The following is a 20,638-nucleotide window of genomic DNA, read 5'->3' as shown; positions in this document are numbered from 1 at the left end:
GCCTCTCACACGGCGGTATAGGGAGCTCCTATGCAATTAACGTTTTACGGTGTTAGAGGTTCAATTCCTACCCCCGGTGCGGACTACGCTCGCTACGGGGGTAACACTGCTTGTGTACACGTCGAGCTGTCAGATGGAACTGATATAGTACTAGACGCAGGTACTGGCATACGTCAGTTAGGCATGAAATTGGCGGCGAAAGATACGCCTATCTATTTGTTGCTCTCCCATAATCATTGGGATCACATCCAAGGTTTTCCCTTTTTCGTCCCCATTTTCCAACCAGGCCGCAAAATTTTAATTACGCCAGGGCAAACCAACTTGCCCGAGTATGATGCAATATTAAAGCAAATGTCAGGGTCGGTATTCCCCGTTCCTCATACTGCACTTGCGTCTGAAATAAGCATTGAACCCATACCCGCAGAGATTGATACGTGGCAAATCGGCTGCGCAACGATTCAGCGCTTGCCCATGAATCACCCAGGCAAAGGCAGCGCTTACACCATCACAGAAGGCAACCGCAAAATTGCTTATGTAACGGATAACGAGCTTTATCCGCCTTATAAAAAGGAAACTGACTTCCTAACATTTGTGGAATTTGTAAGAGACGCTGAAGTCGTCATACATGACGCACAGTACATGTTATCTGATATGCCAAAAAAGGCAGGATGGGGCCACTCAGTGGCTGAGGAAGCCGTTAAATTGGCCATGGCCAGTAATTGCAAACGCCTCGCGCTGTACAGTCACGATCCCGAACGAACGGACAGTGATATCGATGCCATCATCGAGCATTGCAATCAGTACATAGAAATCGCCGAATCGCCTTTGGAAATGTTTGCCTCTGCTGAAGGCATGACACTTACGTTTTAAGGTTATCAACGCCAGCAGCGATGAATAATTGAAGATGGGCATCAACCAAAGCCGGGATGTCGCGTTGGTAGCCACCGCCGATGACACAGGCTACCGGTACCCCTTCTCGCTCACAGCGATCGATGACCATCTTATCCCGGGTGTAGACACCGTTGGTGGAAATCAATAGATGGCCTAGGTCGTCATTTTCATGCACATCTACCCCAGCATCGTATATGACTGCATCAGGTCTCGAACAGGAAAACGCCAGCGACAAGGTCGATTCAAGGTAGGTTAAGTACTCATCATCTTTGGTTCCCTTATCGAAACCCAAGTCAATATCTGATTGCTGCTTGCGATGCGGAAAGTTCTTCTCGCCGTGTAATGACACCGTGTAAATATCGTCGTCTTGGCTAGCTAACAGTGCCGTACCATCACCTTGATGCACATCACAGTCAATAATGAGCACACTATCAATATGGTCATGGCTGAGCATTTCTTTTGCAGCAAGATACAAATCGTTGAACAAACAAAATCCTGAACCAAAATCGGCAAACGCATGGTGGTAACCACCAGTCAAATTGAGTGCTCTGCCATTTTCTAAGGCTAACTTCGCAGTCAGCACAGTTCCACCGACTGCCGTCAGACTCCGAGCAATCAGATGCTGTGACCACTCAAACCCGATCCTACGCATCGCTTTCCTATCAAGCTGGCCATCAATCAGTTTATCCACATAGTTGGGGTCAAACACGCTATTGAGCGCTGCAACCGTGATTTTTTCTGGCCTGACGAAACGAGACGGTGGAATACCTCTGTGCACTAGGGCATCGTGTATGCCTTGATATTTTTCGATGGGAAATCGGTGTTGCTTTGGCAATGGCAACTGACTATAGATAGGGTCAAATACGAGAGATGGATACGTCATACTTCATAGTATAACAGCCAGTGTGGCCAGATTGCGACCACACTGACATTATCAATCCTTAGCGAGTCAAGGCACTTACGACCGTATCGACGTTTTTAGCCATACTCGAAATGGATACGCCAATAGAGTTACTCTGCGCTAAGTCGTGATAGCGTTTAGAAGAGTCAACGACATCACTAATAATACGTTCAACCGAGCCAAGTACTTCCTCTTGTTCGTCCGCCGCATCATTTAACGCCACAACAACACTCGCTGTTTCTTTGATATCACTGACCACGTTATTCAATATGCCCAATGCCATCTGTGCTTCACGGGCATTAATTTCAGACATTTCCCGGCCTTCACGCATACTATCGACCGCACCACGGGCTTCTTGCTCAAAACTGGTCAAAATATCATTGATTTCTTGCGTCGATTGCTGTGTTTTAGCCGCTAGCGCACGGACTTCTTCAGCAACGACAGCGAAACCTCTTCCGTGCTCACCGGCACGAGCGGCTTCAATCGCAGCGTTCAACGCTAATAAGTTGGTTTGGTCAGCAATTTCATTGATCACATTAACCACTTTCAGGATGTTAGCACTACGAGCTTGCAGCGCGTCGACAACATGGCTAGATTGCGTCACGGTTTGCGCTAGCTGTTCAAAGCCTGCATTGGCTTTTTCAAACGTTTGGTAGCAAGTCGCGACATTTTTGTCCGAATTGTCGGTTGCAACAGCAACTTGGTCTGTAATCGCCACTAAGCTTTGTACAATTTCGCGCAGTTTATCGGTACTGAACTCTAACTTTTCAGACGTCGACCTTTGTTCTTGTGCTCCGGATTCTATTGCCTCACTGACATCAGAAAGTGTCAGTTTTGCTGTGTCCATCTCCGACTCCGCATGCTTGAGCTGTTCCACCGACTGTGCAAGTTTACTTTGTAGCTTGCGCGCCGAATCAGCGAGTACGCCTAATTCATGACGGCTTGTGTAATTGAGTGATTCGTTATACTGACTCTTGGATAACTGAGAAATGGTCCTAGCGATATCTTTAGTTGGCTTAATGACTTGTGAGCGCAGACGTTGAACCACGTAGAAAACACAAATAGCAGACAAGACTATGGCCGCGCTGAGTATCCACCAGAGGGTTTGTCGAGTAGACGATTTTAGGTCTTTCACCGCAAATTTCGATTGCGACGCGACGGAATCCGCAATACTCGCTATGAGCTTTGCCGGCTCTCTGTCGATCCCTCTTACGGCACTGTCGCCTGTCTTAGGATCGTATCCTGAGTCGATAAATGCTTGATAGCCCTCGCGATACTTTTGCGCCATCATTTGGTGTGCAGACAAAAAACGTTGAATATCGCGTTTGTCTTCTGCCGTCATAACCGGATTATTCAACAAGGACTTGAACAGGGATTGAATTTCCTCTTCCCGTTGCTGAAAGCGTTTCCAATATTTCTCACGATCACTGTCCTTGTGGCCTCTTAAAAGTACATTTTTCCATTCTTGCACCTGGGTCTTAAACGCGCTTAGGCCTTCGTTTACATCTCTTTCTGTTTGGACCAAAGTCGCTTCGAGTTCGTCAAAACTGCTGAGGACAACAAAAGATTTATAGATAGACGAGGCGTTTAACACCACTAGAATTAATATACTGAAAAGCACCGGTACCATGACCAAGCGACTAATACTCGTATAGTTCACAATCACACCTCATCCATACACTTAAAAAAAGCGCTAACATTAGATGATAGTTTTATGACAGTGACATGACACCTGTGTAAGAAGGGAAGGAAAAAAGTGTCTTGAGTTAACACTGTCCCTGTGTCTTGGCGAATCGCTCACCAATGACCACTCTGCCTGTGATAAAACCATTCAGCTACGCCAATGAGCGCGGCACTTGCGACAACATAAAACAAAATTGCAATCAGCATTTACAACACTACCGAAGTTAAACATATACCTTTCACACTAAGGCTAGAAGATATTGCTTAAGCTAGTGTGAAAGATTTTAGACAGTTTTATGACAAATTTAATCGGCGACCTAAGAAAGGAATTGCTCAAATTCTCTTTGCTTTTGCCCCCAGCGTTTCGGTGACTGTCCAAATGTGCGCTTAAAGTCCCGGCTAAATTGAGATGCACTCTCATACCCGACGCCCAACGCAGCTTGGGTTACACTTTCCCCAACAGCTATCTTCATAGCAGCGGTGTTCAGCCGCATAGATTTGACATATTGAAGTGGCGACATAGAAGTCACGTGCTTAAACTTGCGATGGAAAACCGCACGACTCATATTTACCTGTTCGGCTAACTGCTCAATCGTGATTGTTTCAGAGAGACGGGAAGATAAATATTGGATAACTTTGCCCATATCATTCCCCACGCCAAACGCGCGTCGCAGTGGTAGTGCCATGTCGCCCGTTAACAAGGTGTAGTAAAACTCTCGAAGTCGACTAGATGCAAGCACACTGGCATCCATCTCATTGCCTATTAGTGCTAGAAGCCGATACAAGGCTTCGGCAAAGGCGTCATCCCAGTCCGCAAGGACGATCCCTTGGTGTTCGTCGCCAACTGAGGCTGACTCCATGTGAGTAGTCGCTGTCCCGCCCTCCAATGCGAGTACCAAGGAGGTCATCACTTCGGTATCTAGTGAAATGTAGACGCCGACAAGTGGGTCGTCTTCAGATGCCTGAGGTGTACCGGTTTCTATCGGTAACGTCACTGAGCAACACAAATACTGATTGTGATCATAAAGGTGACGATTGCCATCATAAATCGCCTCTTTTGTACCATTGAGAATAACGATAACCGCAGGTTCATACACCGCCGGTGAACAAGGTATTGCAGTCGTCACTCTGAACAAACTAACACCGGGAATACAGGTAGCCACTAGTCCTTCTTCTGTGACATTCGATAACACCTGCTGCTTCACCAAACTTTTATATTTCACGACATTCTCAAAACCTAAAAATGATACAAATTGGCAAATTATAGAGACCAATCCGTCTATTTAACAAGGCTAATGAGACTTATATTACATTTTTCGCAAATTTTATTGACTCACAACAAGGTACAAACAATGACAACTCTTCCATTTGGCTCCTTGGGTTGGACCCCCGCACGCTTACACTCGCTGACGACCAAAACATTTTTAATTACGGGAGCGAACTCTGGCACTGGATTTGAAGCGTCGAAAATTCTGCTATCGAAAGGGGCAAAAGTCATCATGCTCAACCGCAACCCGCATAAATCAGCTGAAGCGATAGCATCACTCAAAGCGGAATTAGGCAGTCATATCGACGTCGATGTGGTACATCTCGATTTGGGCGATCTCGAATCTGTGCGACTCGCCGCGCATATGATAAAGAGTCAAGTTACGCAAATAGACGGCTTGTTGTGCAATGGTGCCATCGCACAGGTCGCCTCGCTCCAGAAAACCAAAGATGGTTTTGAAAGCCAATTAGGCGTAAACCACTTTGGGCATTTTTTATTATGCGGCTTACTTTTTGATCTCATCGCTAAAGCACAAGGCCGAATCGTCGTAGTGGGCAGTAATGCATATAAAATGGGCCTTAAAACCATTCAATTTGACGACCTCAATTTCGAGAAAAACTATACCGCGTGGAATGCCTACGCACAAAGTAAGCTTGCACAGATGATGTTCGCCTACGAACTACAAAGACGCTTATCAGCAAAAAATAGCCCCGTACAAGTTCACGTTTGTCACCCTGGCGCATCTAAAACAAACTTACTCAAAGACACGGCAAGTGGTTTTAACAAAGCGTTATGGGCAGTGCTTTCCCGTTTTATCGCTCAATCTGCCCACCGTGGAGCGTGGCCGGAAGTGATGTGTGCAACTGACAAGCCTTTGGCCCCATACACATTATACGGGCCAACAAAACGAGCTGATACCGTCGGCCCAGTAGGTGAATGTAAACTTGACCCACTCGTGCTTGATCACAGTACCGCGACTAGATTATGGCAAGTCTCAGAGCTAGAAACCGGTTTTAAGTGGTCTCTTTAGGCATAATTATAAACATAAACTAAATTCTGTTTATCAAATCAAGACCTTTATCAACAAAAATAAAACCAATAAAGTACGCACACTGTAATCTGGCAACCGGAGTGTTAACTAATGTCGACCACTGCACTAGAACAAGCGCGTACTTTAACTCTACCCTCTCGTGAAGCTATGCTTCAACGAGCCCCCTCTGTTCAAGCGTTTTGGCTTGAACACCAAACACTGCTGAGCGAAGCATGGAGCGAATGGGAAAACCTTCAGAGCGACACCTTGCCACAACTTAGCGATAGCCTCATAAATCCTGTGATTAAAAATGCCGTAGACAATGCATGGAAACAGCCACTCACTGAAAATGCCGTCAAGGAGTTGTGGCAAGAAGTCGTGCCGGGCGTATACCAGTGCCAATTTTTCGCACCGGATAAACTGCCTTTGTTAAACCAATATTTAGATCACGTCGCGGACGCCAAGATCCCGCTTCGCCCCCCTTATGGGATTGTTTTGAACCGACGAGGAATGATGTTGGATAGACGTTCACAAGGGTATCTGGCAACACCCCACTTCCAAGCGTTTTATCAGATGCTTATTGATGTTTACATGAGGCCGATTTCACGACTTTTGTTCCCAGAGGTCACTGGGCATGATACACAAAGTTTTGGATTCTCTATTCAGTATCAACCGTCAAAAGACACGTCAATCCGGCCTCATACGGATGCGTCTGCAGTCACATTAAACATTAACTTGAATGCTCCGGGAGAAACATTCAGCGGCAGTACGGTGGACTTTTTTAATCCCGAAACGGGTAAAACCCATGCGTTAACATTTGAACCAGGAACGGCGGTTATCCATAGAGGGAATGTGCCCCATGCGGCTCAACCCATTACGAGTGGCACACGTTCCAACTTGGTACTGTGGTTATATGGTGAAAATGGCTACGTCCCTAGGTTTGATTCGACAGACTTATCAATACCACCTGAGCAACGATGGACGATTCCAGCAACGGTAGCAGACAGTTTCGCCCCATTTTGATAAGTGCGTTGCGCTGAATAGTTCATTTACCTATGCGGATTGGTTTTACTCAGCGCTTTAGCGCATATACCTTACACTCGAACAACACAATCACCGGGGGCAAAAAGGATGTTTTCCCCGTCTAAGGCTACCTCTTCCCACTGAGATTTATCGGAGCCACCATTGTCATGTACTACCTTGTAGCACTGCAGGATACTCTCGGTTTCTGGTAGCTTGTTGATGACTGCGTCGCCGTGGATACCATATTGTTCGCATAACACAATCTGTTTGATTGCATTTTCAATATCAGCAATCGTATTTTGATGTTGTGCCTCGGCTTCAAGAGATTCGAATGGCGGGGTGTTTCGAAGAGACGTTAAATGTTCATTCAGTATTTTTACTGCGGGGTGTAACATGATTCCATTACCTTTAACAAATAGCCTCGTGTTCATTCAGAGGCCATCTCCATTTTAAAGGAATTAGCCATGGCGGGAAACTAACAATCTCCACCGCCCCCACCGTCGCTGCCAGCATCACCGCCAGAGGTAAAAATACCAGCACCTGATGACACATCTCTCGTGTTCGTATTACGACCTTTACCGGTCGACATTGCAAAGATCAAAAAGGCGACTAACCCCAACAGTGTACCTGCGATAGGTAACACGTGAGAGTAGAGCTTGTCAGTAGAATCCACATCGGCAAATATCCAACAGATGGCCGCCGCCAAAGCCAATAAAAAACCTCGAACCATAACGCCCTCCTGTCAATTAACGGTCTGTAGATTAAATCAAGCCCTGTAATCGCGCCAGACCAAAAGCGTTACAAGTTGTTGCATCACTAATCTCGCCATTTCTAATCATTGACTCGACATCGTCCAATTTGACTTTTTTCAATTCAAGCCCTTCCTCTTCTGGCTCAAGAGCCTGCTCCCCTTGTTTGAGCCCTTTAGCTACGTAGATATTGTATCCTTGGTCACAAAATCCATAAGCGAGATACTGAAAGCCTACATGGTGCCATTCACTCGCAATAACGCCAGTTTCTTCTCTCAGCTCCTGCTGAGCGAGTGCCAATGGGTCAATATTGTGGTCATCCTCATTAGCACCTTGGGGAAATTCCAAATGCCGTTGCCCCGTCGTATAACGATATTGCTCGACCATATAAACGTGGTGCCCATCAGTAGCAATGACAATCGCAAAAGTGGGCTTTTCCACTACGCTGTACAATCCTTTTTGCCCACTTGCTCGCTCGATTTCGTCCTCTCGTAACCGCATCCAACGGTTTTTGTACACTTCTCGGCTGGATAATGTTGTGTATTCTGGTTTACTCATCGCGCTTCCTTTTAGTGAGAATGCTCAACAAAAAAGCCAGGTAAAAACCTGGCTTTTTAGATAATCCGTAACGTCAAACTAGTCGTAGTTTACTTCAGAGATTTCGTACTCTACCACCCCAGCAGGTGTTTGAATATTCACCACATCATCGAGTTCTTTGCCGATCAGCCCTCTGGCAATCGGTGAATTAACAGATATCAAGTTATTCTTAATGTCTGCTTCATCATCGCCAACGATTCGGTATGTGGTTTCTTCATCTGTGTCTAAATTGATGATAGTCACAGTCGCGCCAAAAATCACTTTACCATTGTTAGTCATTTTGGTGACATCAATGATTTGTGCATTAGACAGTTTGCCTTCGATATCTTGAATTCGACCTTCACAGAAGCTCTGTTGCTCGCGGGCTGCATGATACTCGGCATTTTCTTTCAAATCACCGTGTTCACGTGCTTCAGCAATGGCTTCGATAATACGAGGACGCACCACCGACTTTAATTCATTTAATTCCTCACGCAACATTTCAGCGCCACGTGCAGTCATTGGATACTGACTCATTTATCCTTCTCGCTTGCTTGTACTCTAGAAATAAAAAATGCGCCAAAAGAGGCGCATATCTAGCCTAATACGGCAGGATACAATGTATCCCGCCTGATGTCATTACTGTTTAATACGAGCGTGTAATTCCTGTACAGAAGTCACACGACCACGGTCATCAGCAGATTTAGCTCTTACTGTGGCAAACGCCGCATTCATTGTCGTGGTGTAAGTCGCTTTATTCACAAGCGCTTCACGACGAATGTAGGTTGAGTCAGTAATGGCTTGACGACCTTCGGTGGTATTCACCACGTAGTTGTATTCACCATTCTTCAGACCATCGACCAAGTTAGGGCGACCTTCAGAGAGTTTGTTAACAACCGTACTCATGATACCTGCATCGTACAATACGGTGGCGGTACCGCGAGTTGCAACAATCTCAAATCCGCTTTCGTCAAGCAACTTCGCTAATTCAACAACGCGAGCTTTGTCAGTTTGGCGAACTGAAATCAGTGCTTTACCGTCTTTTGGCAGCGGCGCACCTGCGCCAAGGTTGGCTTTCGCATACGCTTCTTCAAACGTATCGCCAACGCCCATTACCTCACCTGTAGAACGCATTTCTGGCCCGAGTAAGGGGTCGACACCTTGGAACTTAGCGAACGGTAATACCACTTCTTTCACAGAATAGAACGGAGGAATCACTTCTTGCGTAAAACCTTGTTCAGCCAGTGTTTTACCCGCCATGGCACGTGCTGCCACTTTTGCCAACGGCACACTCGTCGCTTTTGACACAAATGGAATGGTACGTGCTGCACGAGGGTTAACCTCAATCAAGTACACTTCACCGTCTTTAATCGCAAACTGAGTATTCATCAAGCCAACAACGCCAAGTTCTAGCGCCATCGCCTTCACTTGCTCACGCATTGTGTTTTGAATATCGGTAGACAACGAATGTGGCGGCAAAGAACAGGCTGAGTCACCAGAGTGAACACCTGCTTGTTCGATGTGTTCCATGATACCGCCAATCACAACAGTTTCGCCGTCACTGACTGCATCGATATCGACTTCAATCGCATCGTCTAGGAAACGGTCAAGTAATACTGGAGAGTCATTAGAGACTTTTACCGCTTCGTTCAAATAACGTTTTAAGTCTTTCATGTCGTACACGATTTCCATCGCGCGGCCGCCAAGTACGTATGACGGACGAACGACGAGCGGGAAGCCTATCTCTTCGGCACGAGCCAACGCTTCTTCCATATTACTGACGGTCGCATTCGCAGGCTGTTTAAGACCTAGCTTATTCACCATCTGCTGGAAGCGTTCGCGGTCTTCGGCTCTATCGATTGCATCAGGCGATGTACCAATAATCGGAACGCCATTGGCTTCCAATGCTCGGGCAAGCTTCAGCGGCGTCTGACCACCGTACTGAACAATAACGCCCTTAGGCTTCTCTACCGCAACAATTTCAAGTACGTCTTCTAATGTGACAGGCTCAAAATACAAACGGTCAGACGTGTCGTAGTCTGTCGATACCGTCTCTGGATTACAGTTAACCATGATGGTTTCGTAACCGTCTTCACGCATCGATAATGCAGCGTGTACACAGCAGTAATCGAATTCGATACCTTGACCGATTCGGTTAGGACCGCCGCCCAATACCATGATTTTGTCTTTATCAGAAGGCAGCGCCTCGCACTCTTCATCGTACGTTGAATACATGTACGCAGTACTCGTTGAGAACTCAGCAGCACAAGTATCAACGCGTTTATAAACCGGACTGATATCAAAACCACGACGCACGTCGCGAATATCCGACTCTGCAACATTGATGAGTTCAGCAAGGCGGGCATCAGAGAAACCTTTGCGTTTTAATGTACGCATGAAGTTCTCGTCAAGGCCGCTAATACCGAGTTCCGCTACTGTGTTTTCGAGCGCGATCAATTCTTCTAGTTGTACCAAATACCAACGGTCCACATTGGTCAACTCGAATACTTCGTCTACCGTCATGCCCATTCTAAAGGCATCAGCAATGTACCAAATACGCTCGGCGCCTGGCTCCCGTAGCTCGTAAACGATTTTGCTGCGTGCATCAGGGTCGTCTAGGTCAACAATGGGGTTGAGGCCCGTAGCACCAACTTCAAGTCCTCGCAGTGCTTTTTGCAGAGATTCTTGTTGGTTGCGGCCAATAGCCATTACCTCACCCACTGACTTCATTTGAGTCGTGAGTCGATCATTTGCGCCGGCGAATTTTTCGAAGTTGAAACGAGGGATCTTGGTAACAACGTAGTCGATTGCTGGTTCGAAAGAAGCTGGGGTCAAACCACCCGTGATGTCATTCGCTAACTCATCAAGTGTAAAGCCCACCGCCAATTTAGCAGCCACTTTTGCAATCGGGAAACCTGTCGCTTTCGACGCCAATGCTGACGAGCGAGACACCCGAGGGTTCATTTCGATGATAACCATACGGCCAGTGTTTGGACAAATACCGAACTGTACGTTAGAACCGCCAGTCTCAACACCGATTTCGCGCAACACCGCCATGGCCGCATTACGCATGATTTGGAATTCTTTGTCGGTCAACGTCTGCGCTGGTGCAACAGTAATCGAGTCACCAGTGTGAACGCCCATCGGGTCAAAGTTTTCAATCGTACAAACGATGATACAGTTGTCCGCTTTGTCGCGAACCACTTCCATCTCGTACTCTTTCCAACCAATCAGTGATTCATCAATCAATAGTTCGCTGGTTGGCGATAAATCCAAACCGCGTCGACAAATCTCTTCAAACTCATCGATGTTGTAAGCGATACCGCCACCTGTACCACCCATTGTGAATGATGGGCGAATGATACAAGGGAAGCCGATACGAGTGAGAACGTCTTTGGCCTGCTCCATCGTATGCGCGATTTCAGCGCGAGGACATTCTAGACCAATGGATTTCATGGCTTTATCGAATCGCTCGCGGTCTTCCGCTTTATCGATGGCATCAGCAGTTGCACCGATTAACTCAACCCCAAGTTCTTCTAAAACACCGTGTTTTTCGAGATCAAGCGCACAGTTTAGGGCCGTTTGTCCGCCCATAGTGGGCAAAATCGCGTCTGGCTGTTCTTTTTCAATAATCTTGCGAACGACTTCCCAGTGAATTGGCTCGATGTAGGTTGCATCAGCCATCTCTGGGTCGGTCATGATTGTCGCAGGGTTAGAGTTAACGAGAATCACTCGGTAACCTTCTTCGCGCAGCGCTTTACACGCTTGCGCACCTGAGTAGTCAAATTCACAGGCTTGGCCAATAACAATAGGGCCAGCGCCTAAAATCAAAATACTTTTTATGTCGGTACGTTTTGGCATCTTGGGCTAGTCCTACTGCTTAGATTCTTCAATCAATTCAATAAAGTGGTCGAAAAGCGCTGCCGCATCGTGTGGGCCAGGGCTTGCTTCTGGGTGGCCTTGGAAACTAAACGCAGGCTTGTCTGTACGGTGGATACCTTGAAGCGACTTATCGAACAATGAAACATGTGTGACACGCAAGTTATCTGGAAGTGAAGCTTCATCAACAGCAAAACCGTGGTTTTGGCTGGTAATCATCACTACATCGCGGTCTAGGTCTTTTACCGGATGGTTTGCACCATGGTGACCAAATTTCATTTTGACAGTTTTCGCGCCACTAGCTAGTGCAAGCAATTGGTGGCCCAAGCAAATTCCGAATACTGGCAAGCCAGTATCGACGATGGTTTTGATAGCTTCGATTGCATAATCACATGGCTCAGGGTCACCCGGGCCATTTGACAAGAACACACCATCAGGGTTCATTGCCAGTACATCTTCTGCAGGCGTCTGCGCCGGCACGACAGTCAACTGGCAGCCTCTGTCGACTAACATTCGAAGAATGTTGTGTTTTGCGCCAAAGTCATATGCCACGACGTGGTACTTAGCATCCGCTAGCTCACGGTAACCTTCACCTAATTCCCAAACACCGCCAGTCCACTGTGCAGTCTCAGTGGTCGAAACCACTTTGGCCAAATCCATGCCCTTCAATCCAGGGAAAGCTTTCGCCTGTTCCAACGCTTGTGCTTCGTTCACGTCATCAACGCAAACAATACATCCGTTTTGTGCACCTTTATCTCGTAAAATTCTTGTCAAACGACGAGTATCGATATCAGCGATGCCTACGACGTTTTTGGTTTTGAGGTAATCAGATAAAGAGAGTTGGGAACGGAAGTTTGAAGCAATGAGGGGGAGATCACGAATGATTAGGCCTTTGGCCCAAATATTGTCAGACTCGACGTCTTCTTCGTTGGTACCGGTATTACCGATGTGTGGATAAGTAAGTGTAATAATTTGTTCAGCGTAAGAAGGATCAGTCAGTATTTCTTGGTAGCCAGTCATGGACGTGTTAAAAACCACTTCCCCGACGGCGGTACCAGTAGCACCAATAGCAGTGCCTTTAAATACAGAACCATCTTCTAACACCAATAGGGCGGAATTAGCCAAGTCAACCTCCAGATAGTAAGGATAACCGAGTGTTTAAACCAAATTGTTCAAACCCCACAAAAAAACAGCGATTAATGCTAAAAACAAGCAAAAACCAAACGTATTTGCAGCTAATAAAATAGCGATATAGGGCCAGATATCGCAAAATTTTGGCAAATTCCGCAGAGTATATACGGATTATTCATTGAGGTCTAATTTTCTTTTACAAAAATATGAAAAATAGACCTTTAACACAGAATTCGCTATCAAACACACATTTATAAGGGTTATTAGGGTAACGCGATCTGTACTGTGTAGCACCTATTCCACTTAAACCCTCACAAGAACGGCGCTTGTTATCGCCAAAGCCGTTCTCAATACAGACAAGTAGTTAATCGCTATGTACCCTAAATATAGCGTTTTACTCTTATAAATTATCAATTGCTGTTTGGGCTATAACTCTAGACCAATAACGTCTGACATACCGTATTTTCCTGCAGGTTTTTCTGCCAGCCACAACGCCGCCTTCACCGCGCCTCGAGCAAATGTCAAACGACTTGAAGCCTTATGGGTAATTTCAAACCGCTCTCCGATATCGGCAAATAGTGCGGTGTGTTCACCTACAACATCACCGGCTCTAACCGTGGCAAAACCTATGGTTTCGTGGGCTCTAGCTGGCTCTTTGCCTTCGCGTCCATACACCGCGCATTCTTTCAAATCGCGCCCAAGTTCATCGGCAATTGCCTCGCCAATTGCCATTGCCGTACCCGAAGGCGAGTCCAATTTAAACCTATGATGTGCTTCAAGGATTTCTATATCCGCGGTATCGCCAAGTGTTTTCGCCGCTAGTCTTACTAGAGACAACATTAAGTTTACGCCGACACTGTAATTTGCCGCAAAGACGATTGGAATCTGAGTAGCTGCCTGCTCCAGTAACGCTAACTCGGCGTCTTCGAGCCCAGTCGTACCAATGACCATCGGCTTTTTATTCTCGATGCACCAATTTAGATTTTGCTCGAATGCCGCAGGCAGGGTGAAATCGATCATTACATCAACGTCGCTGGCCGAGATGCTAGACAATGCAGAACATGTCACTCCCATTTGTCCAATCCCAGCCAGTTCGCCAACATCCATAGCAACCCATGGTGAATCGTCACGCACTGTCGCTAGCGATAGTTGGGTTGTCTCGTTTTCATTAATTGCTTCTATCAACACACGGCCCATACGGCCGTTTGCCCCAAAAATTCCTATTTTCATATACTTTTTACTATTACTGACTTTGCTAGGCATTTTGCCAAATGGTATTGTGATTGCAACCTACCATCACATTGGCCTTTAGGGCTAATGTTTATTTGTCACTTGATATATCGCTATACCCTTTAGTGGGTGATACTAGCTGGCGTAAGTATAGACGTCTGCGCAAATTTTAGGAGCAAGATTTATGCGTCTGATATGGGACGTGCCGACTCGACTGTTTCATTGGTTGCTCGTGATTGCAATTGTCGGACAATGGTTAACGGCGGAAATACTAGAAGACGCCATGCAATGGCACTTCTACATCGGTTATTTCACCCTCGGGTTGGTTGCGTTTAGGCTATGCTGGGGAGTCATTGGTACTCGTTACGCCAAGTTCAGCCAATTTGTTACCACGCCGTCGACAACGATATCTTACGCCCGCACTATGCTAGACAAAAACGCCACACCTCATGCTGGACACAACCCTATGGGGGGATGGATGGTGGTGATAATGTTGGTCATTTTGCTCGCGCAAGCGATTAGCGGACTATTTATGACAGATGATATTTTTCTCGATGGCCCCTATTACAGTGCGGTATCACAAGAGGTAGCCAGCTTAATGAGTACCATTCACCATCGGGGCTTTACCATCATTCAAGGCGTCGTTTTACTGCACATACTCGCGGTTGTTTTTTATGTAATTTATAAACGACAACCACTGATCAGCGCCATGATCCACGGAAAAAAAACAACTGAAGAGCCAGCCATCGCCCACTCTAAATGGCTATTGGCCCTTGCAGTCGTTGTCGTTGTAGCGCTAATCGTCTATTACCTAGTTGCGGTTGCACCACCGGTGCAGGAACTCGACGAGTACTACTAACTCGTCATTAGTCCGTTGTCTTTCATGAGCGTGGCAATTTCGTCCACGCACTCCGGAGCGTCAATTGTTGACGGCACAACAACTTCCTCTGCCGATGCCAATTGACGCAAGAGTTTGCGGAGAATCTTACCCGACCGCGTTTTCGGTAAGCGTGGGACGATTATCGCCCGCTTAAAACAGGCAATCGGACCAATTTTTGAACGTACACTGGCGACTAATTCTTTTTCAAGTACTTGCTCATCAACCACAATGCCATCTTTGAGAATCACTAGCCCAACAGGAAGCTGGCCTTTTAATGCGTCTGGGATTGCTATAACTGAGCATTCTGCAACGCTAGGATGAGCGGCAACCACTTCTTCCATTTCGCCTGTGGATAGCCTATGGCCAGCCACGTTAATGACGTCATCCGTTCTCCCCATAATAAAGACGTAACCGTCTTCATCGATATAACCACCATCACCCGAAGTGTAATAGCCGTCAAACTGATTTAAGTAAGAGGATTTAAAGCGATCACAGTCGCCCCAGATTGTGGGTAAGCAACCCGGAGGTAAAGGCCGCTTGATTGCAATAGCCCCTTGGGTGTTTGGGGCGAGTGCTTCACCCTCTTCATTCAACACCTGCACGTCAAAACCGGGGACAGGTACGGTAGACGACCCTGCCTTAGGCGGCAGCTCTCCGAGTCCTGTTGGATTGGCACATATCGGCCAGCCGGTTTCGGTTTGCCACCAATGGTCGATAACGGGTTTACCTGTTTTTTCGACGGTCCACTCATACGTCGGTGGATCTAACCGCTCTCCCGCCATAAAGATTCGTTTTAGTTTTGATAAATCGTATTCATTAATGAGTAAGCCTTCAGGGTCTTCTTTGCGAATAGCACGAAAGGCTGTCGGTGCAGCAAAAAGCACTTTGACTTGATATTGTTCCGCTACGCGCCAAAACGCCCCAGCATTCGGTGTGCCTACGGGTTTTCCCTCATACATTAACGTCGTGGCACCTTTCAACAAAGGCCCGTAAACGATATAAGAATGCCCAACGACCCAGCCCACATCAGACGCTGCCCAAAATACGTCTCCCGGCTCTATGTCGTAAACATTTTTGAGTGAGTAGTGAAGCGCGACGGCATGCCCACCATTGTCGCGAACCACGCCTTTTGGCTTACCCGTTGTGCCAGAAGTGTAAAGAATATAGAGCGGGTCCGTAGCTTTGACAGCAACACAAGAGGCCGGCTGTGCCGACTCAGTCAATTCCGTCCAGTCAGCAAATACATCAGAATCAAGATCGGCCACATATTGAGGGCGCTGAAAAACGATACACGTTTGTGGTTTGTGATTGCTGTAATCCATTGCACTCGCCACCAGAGGTATATACGGAATTGTTTTTTGTCCCTCGATACCACATGACGCAGTGACAATCACTTTAGGTGTGGCATCTTCGATTCTGACCGCGAGTTCGTTCGGCGCAAATCCACCAAACACTACGGAATGGATAGCCCCCAACCTGGCAACGGCTAGCATGGCAATGACGGCCTGTGGAATCATGGGCATATAAATGACAACCCTGTCACCTTTACTCACACCTTTAGCCTTGAGCGCACCAGCAAACAATGCCACCTCATCCAACAATTCTTGGTAGGTATAGCGATACGAGGTACCAGTTACCGGCGATTCATAGATGAGCGCGTCCTGTTCGCCCCTTCCTTGATCTACATGATAGTCCAAAGCCATGTATGACGTGTTTAACTCACCATCCGCAAACCACCTCTCAACCCCATTTTTGTCTTTGCTTAGTATCGTAAAAGGCGGCTTGAACCAAGGAAGCGCCCTTGCCTGTGATTGCCAGAAATGTGCGGGATCTTTTATTGAAGATTGATATTCTGTCTGATAACCCATTGCCCTATCTCCTTAACAAAAACGCGAGCACGCGCGTATTTTATTTGATTGACGGTGTTGGCAGGCAAATGGGTCATCTCCCCCGAGCTGTCATCGCCTGTTCAACAATTCTGTCAACCAGCCTAGAGGAATAAAATTGATTTTGAGATAAGACTTCAGGCTTATATGGCCAAAAAGTTTGGTCGAGTTCAAACGCTACCCGGCGATTGAGCGATGCCGTAATGTAAGCAAAGACATCCATTGCTCTACAGGAAGTGGTTTATCGAGGAAAAAGCCCTGATAAATATCACACCCTTTGTGTTTGAGGTAAGTCATTTGTATATCGTTCTCGATACCTTCCGCAACCGTTCTGACTCCCATAGCGTGGGCCATGTCAATTATGGTATTGACGATTGGGACGTCCTCCCCAGCGAAATTGATTTCATCAACAAAATAACGGTCTATTTTTAACTCTTTGATCGGCAGTTCCTTCAAGTAGCTCAAGCTTGAGTAACCCGTGCCAAAGTCATCAATCGAAAACTCGAAACCAATTTCTGATAGCCGTTCTATCCTGCGCCGCACTAAATCTATGCCGCTAACGAGTGTGGTTTCGGTAATTTCCAGAATGATACAATTGGGCTCTATTCCCCATTGATTGGTAATGTCCAATAGTGTTTGACTGAAATCAGGGCGCGCTATGTGCCTGCCGCTGATATTCACTGCAATCGCGGTTTCGATTCCCATTTTTTTCATTTCGGCGAGCAAGCGACACGCTTCGTTGAGTACCCAAAGACCGATATCCACTATTGCATCACTCGACTCGGCAATGGGAATAAATTCGCCGGGGCTGATAAAGCCCAACTGTCCGTGCTCCCATCGCAACAGTGCTTCTGACGCAATCAAATTTTGATTGGCGTCATACTGCGGCTGCAACATGATATAAAATTCGTTGTCGTCAATCGCTTGTGAAAAAGACTGACTGATGAAATTATGCCGCTCATAATCGGCAAACGCCGACTTTTCAAGTGATACTCGGCCACCGTGGCCCTGAGATTTCGCCCGGCGTTTTCCAAACTCCAAAATACCGATGACTTTTTCGTACGTTGCACTTTCGCCTTGGATATGGGCAGACGCCACCGCTGAGGTAACCACATGAGAGTGACCATGTATCGTCATTTCACTCATGATATCACTGTGTAACCGCCATTCCATATTGTTGAGCTGTTGCAAACACTCTTGCTGTTCAGACACACATTCGCGATACAGAATAAAGAAATTGTCGCCAATGCCTCGATAAGCAGCAAAGTGTTGCGATAGGGCATTTTGAATACGCTCGGAGACCACTTTTAGAATGTAATCACCGGTTTCTTTACCGAATGACACATTGTATTGAGCAAAGTTGTCGACATCGACCATACAGCAATACAGGTCTTGGCCTAGTTCTTTTGCCTCTTCGATAAGCGTCTTCACATCACGCTCAAACGATTTCAAATTGGGGAGTTTAGTGACCTCATCGAAAAATGCTACGCGATATATATGATCCGTTGCTTGTTTACGTTCGGTAATATCACGGATAATACTGACGAACTGCTTTTGGCCATCTAAATCAACTTCTGACAAAGACAATTCAATCGGAAAAACGGTTCCATCCTTTCGTTTGGCACTGAGTTCTCTGCTCACGCCAAAAATTGAGTGTTCCCCCGTCAGCAAGTAATGCTCAACATAGTGTTGATGTCTCTGAGCGTGATAGTCACTCATGAGTAAAGAAACATCTTCTCCAATCAGTTCATCAGGCGAATAGCCAAATATGCGTTCGACGGTTTCGTTCGCTGTAATTATCATTCCGCTGGTATCGGCGGTAAGCACTGCATCATTCAGGTTATCAAGTATTGCAGTCACATAAGTCAGGTAACTGTGCTGCATGTCGGACAAACGACGCTGTTCAGTGATGTCTTCCAATGCACCGTAGACGTGGGTAATCTTGCCATTTTGAATACGAGAGCGCCCGCTAGCCCTTAATACTAGCTCGCGCCCGTCATAGGAGATAAAGTCGGCCTCTACCTCATAGCTTTTGCCTTGATTAATTGCCTCATCGAGGTGCTGAATGATCTTGTCGCGAGCTTCGGGACTAAAGGGTTTTAAAGCTAGCGGAAAACTGATTTTGCGCCCTGGTTTTATCCCATATAATCGATAAGTTTCAGCGGTCCATTCAATGGATTGGGTTTCAATATCGAACTCCCAACCACCTGTACGCGAAATACTGCCAATTTCGTTAAGCAGCTCTACCTTATCAGCAAGATCATTTTGCTCTTGTTGTAGGAACTGGTGTTCCTGCTCTAATTCTTTCTTCTGATTATCGAACAGCGCTTGTATCGGTCGTTTAGAAAGTTCCAATGCAGACGTTGCCGCTTCGTTGCCTACCTCTTCCCCCCAAATCACCAAAAGAATTTTTACCGTATCAAAATTATCAGAGCATGCCATACAAGCCGCTCGGATCTGATGTGATTTATTGATATGGATATAAGGCGAGGAAAACAAAGGAGTATCAGAAGACACTATCAATTCTTTTCCACATTGAAGGGTAAGTAAATCAGGAGTACAGGCGAGATCGCCAAAAAGGCAAACGTCTCGATCTTTGCCGATAACAATATTGGCTTGGCCAGAAGCACTGTTCTGCACCAATGCAGCGCCTGTTGCCCCGGTGATAGAAAGTAAATCATCTACCACAACGCTTAGGCTCTCTAGCGCTTTTGTTGAAAATTCAATGTAGTCGACTGACGACTTTAGCATTCATCGTTCTCCCTACGACCCTGCTCTCTTAACACAACTCCCATCTCAGCTATACTTTAGTATAGTGCGTTGCGCCCTGTTCGCACGACAATCTATATAAAAGTAGCCTAAATAGCGCGCTTTCACGGCTATATTTTCATCTAAAATTGAAAAAAAGCTTGTATTAACAACAACAAAGCACGGCCTGAAAACCGTGCTTTGTTACGTATATTTACAAATTTTCGCCCGTTTAGTCGGCTTTATAATCATCGTGACATGACTTACAAGTCGCGCCGACACCGCCAATGGCTTTACGATAGGCTTTTTCATCACCTGCTTTTGCTGCTAACTGCAATGCTTGGGCTGCTTTAACCAAATCTTGAGCCTTGGCATCAAAAGCCCCCATTTCTTGCCAAATTTTGTCTTTAGCACTGGTATCGACGTCAAATTTACGCGTATCAACCACAAAATAATCAGACATCATGGTAGCGAGCTGCTCTAGACGCATGCCATTTTTTTCCATCACCGCGGCGTCGTAAGGAATCGCTCCCTTCGCCATTCCACCTAATGGCCCCATATTGCTGCGAATTAACTGAAACAATGATTGACGATAGTGCGTCGCGGTTTTCGCGTGCTTTTCAGATTTCGCCTCTTCAGCACTAACACCGCCGGCACATAAAAGAGAAGTCACTAGTGCTGCTTGAATATAAAAACGTCGCATTGATCGTCTCCGTATAGCCTGTATGAATAAATATTATTATGTCGTGCTAACCTTTGGTGTG

The 20,638-nt window shown here is 46.4% G+C and carries 17 protein-coding genes; 4 read left to right on the top strand and 13 right to left on the bottom strand.

Annotated features, from left to right (window positions below; translation table 11 throughout):
- Window positions 1-30: 30 nt before the first annotated feature.
- Entirely contained in the window at window positions 31-870 is an 840-nt protein-coding gene (locus AC27G9_RS18985; protein ID WP_487076061.1) for an MBL fold metallo-hydrolase, read from the top strand.
- Here the strand turns inward: AC27G9_RS18985 and AC27G9_RS18980 are convergent.
- From AC27G9_RS18980 to AC27G9_RS18970, 3 genes are all read right to left on the bottom strand, one after another.
- A complete protein-coding gene (locus AC27G9_RS18980; protein ID WP_487076060.1) occupies window positions 860-1,774 on the bottom strand; it encodes a histone deacetylase family protein in 915 nt (304 codons plus the stop codon). The two genes, AC27G9_RS18985 and AC27G9_RS18980, sit on opposite strands and share 11 nt — an antisense overlap.
- Before the next feature lie 58 nt (window positions 1,775-1,832).
- Window positions 1,833-3,452, bottom strand: a complete 1,620-nt coding sequence (locus tag AC27G9_RS18975; RefSeq protein ID WP_487076059.1) for a methyl-accepting chemotaxis protein — start codon at window positions 3,450-3,452, stop codon at window positions 1,833-1,835.
- A gap of 340 nt (window positions 3,453-3,792) precedes the next feature.
- A complete protein-coding gene (locus tag AC27G9_RS18970) occupies window positions 3,793-4,698 on the bottom strand; it encodes an AraC family transcriptional regulator (protein ID WP_487076058.1) in 906 nt (301 codons plus the stop codon).
- Between the two features lie 129 nt (window positions 4,699-4,827).
- Here AC27G9_RS18970 and AC27G9_RS18965 point away from each other — a divergent pair, with 129 nt between their 5' ends.
- Both AC27G9_RS18965 and AC27G9_RS18960 read left to right on the top strand, forming a co-directional pair.
- The gene (locus AC27G9_RS18965) at window positions 4,828-5,772 is read left to right on the top strand and encodes an SDR family oxidoreductase (RefSeq protein WP_487076057.1); all 945 of its coding nucleotides are present in this window, start codon (window positions 4,828-4,830) and stop codon (window positions 5,770-5,772) included.
- Between the two features lie 111 nt (window positions 5,773-5,883).
- Complete coding sequence (locus tag AC27G9_RS18960; protein WP_487076056.1) at window positions 5,884-6,795, top strand: 2OG-Fe(II) oxygenase family protein; 912 nt, start codon at window positions 5,884-5,886, stop codon at window positions 6,793-6,795.
- Window positions 6,796-6,866: 71 nt separating this feature from the next.
- On the opposite strand, the gene AC27G9_RS18955 is transcribed toward AC27G9_RS18960, so the two are convergent.
- The 7 genes from AC27G9_RS18955 to dapB all read right to left on the bottom strand — a co-directional run bounded on the left by AC27G9_RS18955 (window position 6,867) and on the right by dapB (window position 14,360).
- A complete protein-coding gene (locus tag AC27G9_RS18955; RefSeq protein WP_487076055.1) occupies window positions 6,867-7,226 on the bottom strand; it encodes a hypothetical protein in 360 nt (119 codons plus the stop codon).
- Between the two features lie 44 nt (window positions 7,227-7,270).
- Window positions 7,271-7,525 carry a hypothetical protein gene (locus AC27G9_RS18950; protein ID WP_487076054.1) on the bottom strand — a complete coding sequence of 85 codons (255 nt, stop codon included), beginning with the start codon at window positions 7,523-7,525 and terminating at the stop codon, window positions 7,271-7,273.
- 31 nt (window positions 7,526-7,556) lie between these two features.
- The gene (locus AC27G9_RS18945; RefSeq protein ID WP_487076053.1) at window positions 7,557-8,102 is read right to left on the bottom strand and encodes an NUDIX domain-containing protein; all 546 of its coding nucleotides are present in this window, start codon (window positions 8,100-8,102) and stop codon (window positions 7,557-7,559) included.
- A gap of 78 nt (window positions 8,103-8,180) precedes the next feature.
- On the bottom strand, window positions 8,181-8,657 hold the full coding sequence (gene greA / locus AC27G9_RS18940; protein WP_487076052.1) for a transcription elongation factor GreA: 477 nt from the start codon (window positions 8,655-8,657) through the stop codon (window positions 8,181-8,183).
- Between the two features lie 102 nt (window positions 8,658-8,759).
- Complete coding sequence (gene carB, locus AC27G9_RS18935; RefSeq protein WP_487076051.1) at window positions 8,760-11,981, bottom strand: carbamoyl-phosphate synthase large subunit; 3,222 nt, start codon at window positions 11,979-11,981, stop codon at window positions 8,760-8,762.
- Between the two features lie 12 nt (window positions 11,982-11,993).
- A complete protein-coding gene (gene carA, locus AC27G9_RS18930; RefSeq protein ID WP_487076050.1) occupies window positions 11,994-13,124 on the bottom strand; it encodes a glutamine-hydrolyzing carbamoyl-phosphate synthase small subunit in 1,131 nt (376 codons plus the stop codon).
- 432 nt (window positions 13,125-13,556) lie between these two features.
- Window positions 13,557-14,360, bottom strand: coding sequence for a 4-hydroxy-tetrahydrodipicolinate reductase (dapB, locus tag AC27G9_RS18925; RefSeq protein ID WP_487076049.1), 804 nt, complete (start codon window positions 14,358-14,360; stop codon window positions 13,557-13,559).
- A 184-nt stretch (window positions 14,361-14,544) separates the two neighbouring features.
- On the opposite strand from dapB, the gene AC27G9_RS18920 reads away from it, so the two are divergent.
- Window positions 14,545-15,219, top strand: coding sequence for a cytochrome b/b6 domain-containing protein (locus AC27G9_RS18920; protein ID WP_487076048.1), 675 nt, complete (start codon window positions 14,545-14,547; stop codon window positions 15,217-15,219).
- Here AC27G9_RS18920 and AC27G9_RS18915 read toward each other — a convergent pair.
- From AC27G9_RS18915 to AC27G9_RS18905, 3 genes are all read right to left on the bottom strand, one after another.
- Window positions 15,216-17,108 (bottom strand): propionyl-CoA synthetase, encoded by a 1,893-nt coding sequence (locus AC27G9_RS18915; RefSeq protein ID WP_487076047.1) that lies wholly within the window; start codon window positions 17,106-17,108, stop codon window positions 15,216-15,218. The genes AC27G9_RS18920 and AC27G9_RS18915 overlap by 4 nt on opposite strands.
- A gap of 195 nt (window positions 17,109-17,303) precedes the next feature.
- Complete coding sequence (locus tag AC27G9_RS18910; RefSeq protein ID WP_487076046.1) at window positions 17,304-19,877, bottom strand: putative bifunctional diguanylate cyclase/phosphodiesterase; 2,574 nt, start codon at window positions 19,875-19,877, stop codon at window positions 17,304-17,306.
- A gap of 229 nt (window positions 19,878-20,106) precedes the next feature.
- Complete coding sequence (locus AC27G9_RS18905; RefSeq protein ID WP_487076045.1) at window positions 20,107-20,577, bottom strand: c-type cytochrome; 471 nt, start codon at window positions 20,575-20,577, stop codon at window positions 20,107-20,109.
- Window positions 20,578-20,638 lie beyond the last annotated feature (61 nt).

The sequence above is a fragment of the Alteromonas sp. 5NS40-0096 genome (genome assembly GCF_057544385.1).
This window is presented reverse-complemented; position numbering and strand designations above follow the sequence as displayed.

Coding starts and splice junctions, on each gene's coding strand:
- AC27G9_RS18915 (WP_487076047.1), bottom strand. CDS start 17,108: ATGGGTTATCAGACAGAATATCAATCTTCAATAAAAGATCCCGCACAT.
- carB (WP_487076051.1), bottom strand. CDS start 11,981: ATGCCAAAACGTACCGACATAAAAAGTATTTTGATTTTAGGCGCTGGC.
- AC27G9_RS18960 (WP_487076056.1), top strand. CDS start 5,884: ATGTCGACCACTGCACTAGAACAAGCGCGTACTTTAACTCTACCCTCT.
- AC27G9_RS18910 (WP_487076046.1), bottom strand. CDS start 19,877: ATGCTAAAGTCGTCAGTCGACTACATTGAATTTTCAACAAAAGCGCTA.
- AC27G9_RS18955 (WP_487076055.1), bottom strand. CDS start 7,226: ATGAACACGAGGCTATTTGTTAAAGGTAATGGAATCATGTTACACCCC.
- AC27G9_RS18950 (WP_487076054.1), bottom strand. CDS start 7,525: ATGGTTCGAGGTTTTTTATTGGCTTTGGCGGCGGCCATCTGTTGGATA.
- AC27G9_RS18985 (WP_487076061.1), top strand. CDS start 31: ATGCAATTAACGTTTTACGGTGTTAGAGGTTCAATTCCTACCCCCGGT.
- greA (WP_487076052.1), bottom strand. CDS start 8,657: ATGAGTCAGTATCCAATGACTGCACGTGGCGCTGAAATGTTGCGTGAG.
- AC27G9_RS18920 (WP_487076048.1), top strand. CDS start 14,545: ATGCGTCTGATATGGGACGTGCCGACTCGACTGTTTCATTGGTTGCTC.
- AC27G9_RS18905 (WP_487076045.1), bottom strand. CDS start 20,577: ATGCGACGTTTTTATATTCAAGCAGCACTAGTGACTTCTCTTTTATGT.
- dapB (WP_487076049.1), bottom strand. CDS start 14,360: ATGAAAATAGGAATTTTTGGGGCAAACGGCCGTATGGGCCGTGTGTTG.
- AC27G9_RS18980 (WP_487076060.1), bottom strand. CDS start 1,774: ATGACGTATCCATCTCTCGTATTTGACCCTATCTATAGTCAGTTGCCA.
- AC27G9_RS18945 (WP_487076053.1), bottom strand. CDS start 8,102: ATGAGTAAACCAGAATACACAACATTATCCAGCCGAGAAGTGTACAAA.
- AC27G9_RS18965 (WP_487076057.1), top strand. CDS start 4,828: ATGACAACTCTTCCATTTGGCTCCTTGGGTTGGACCCCCGCACGCTTA.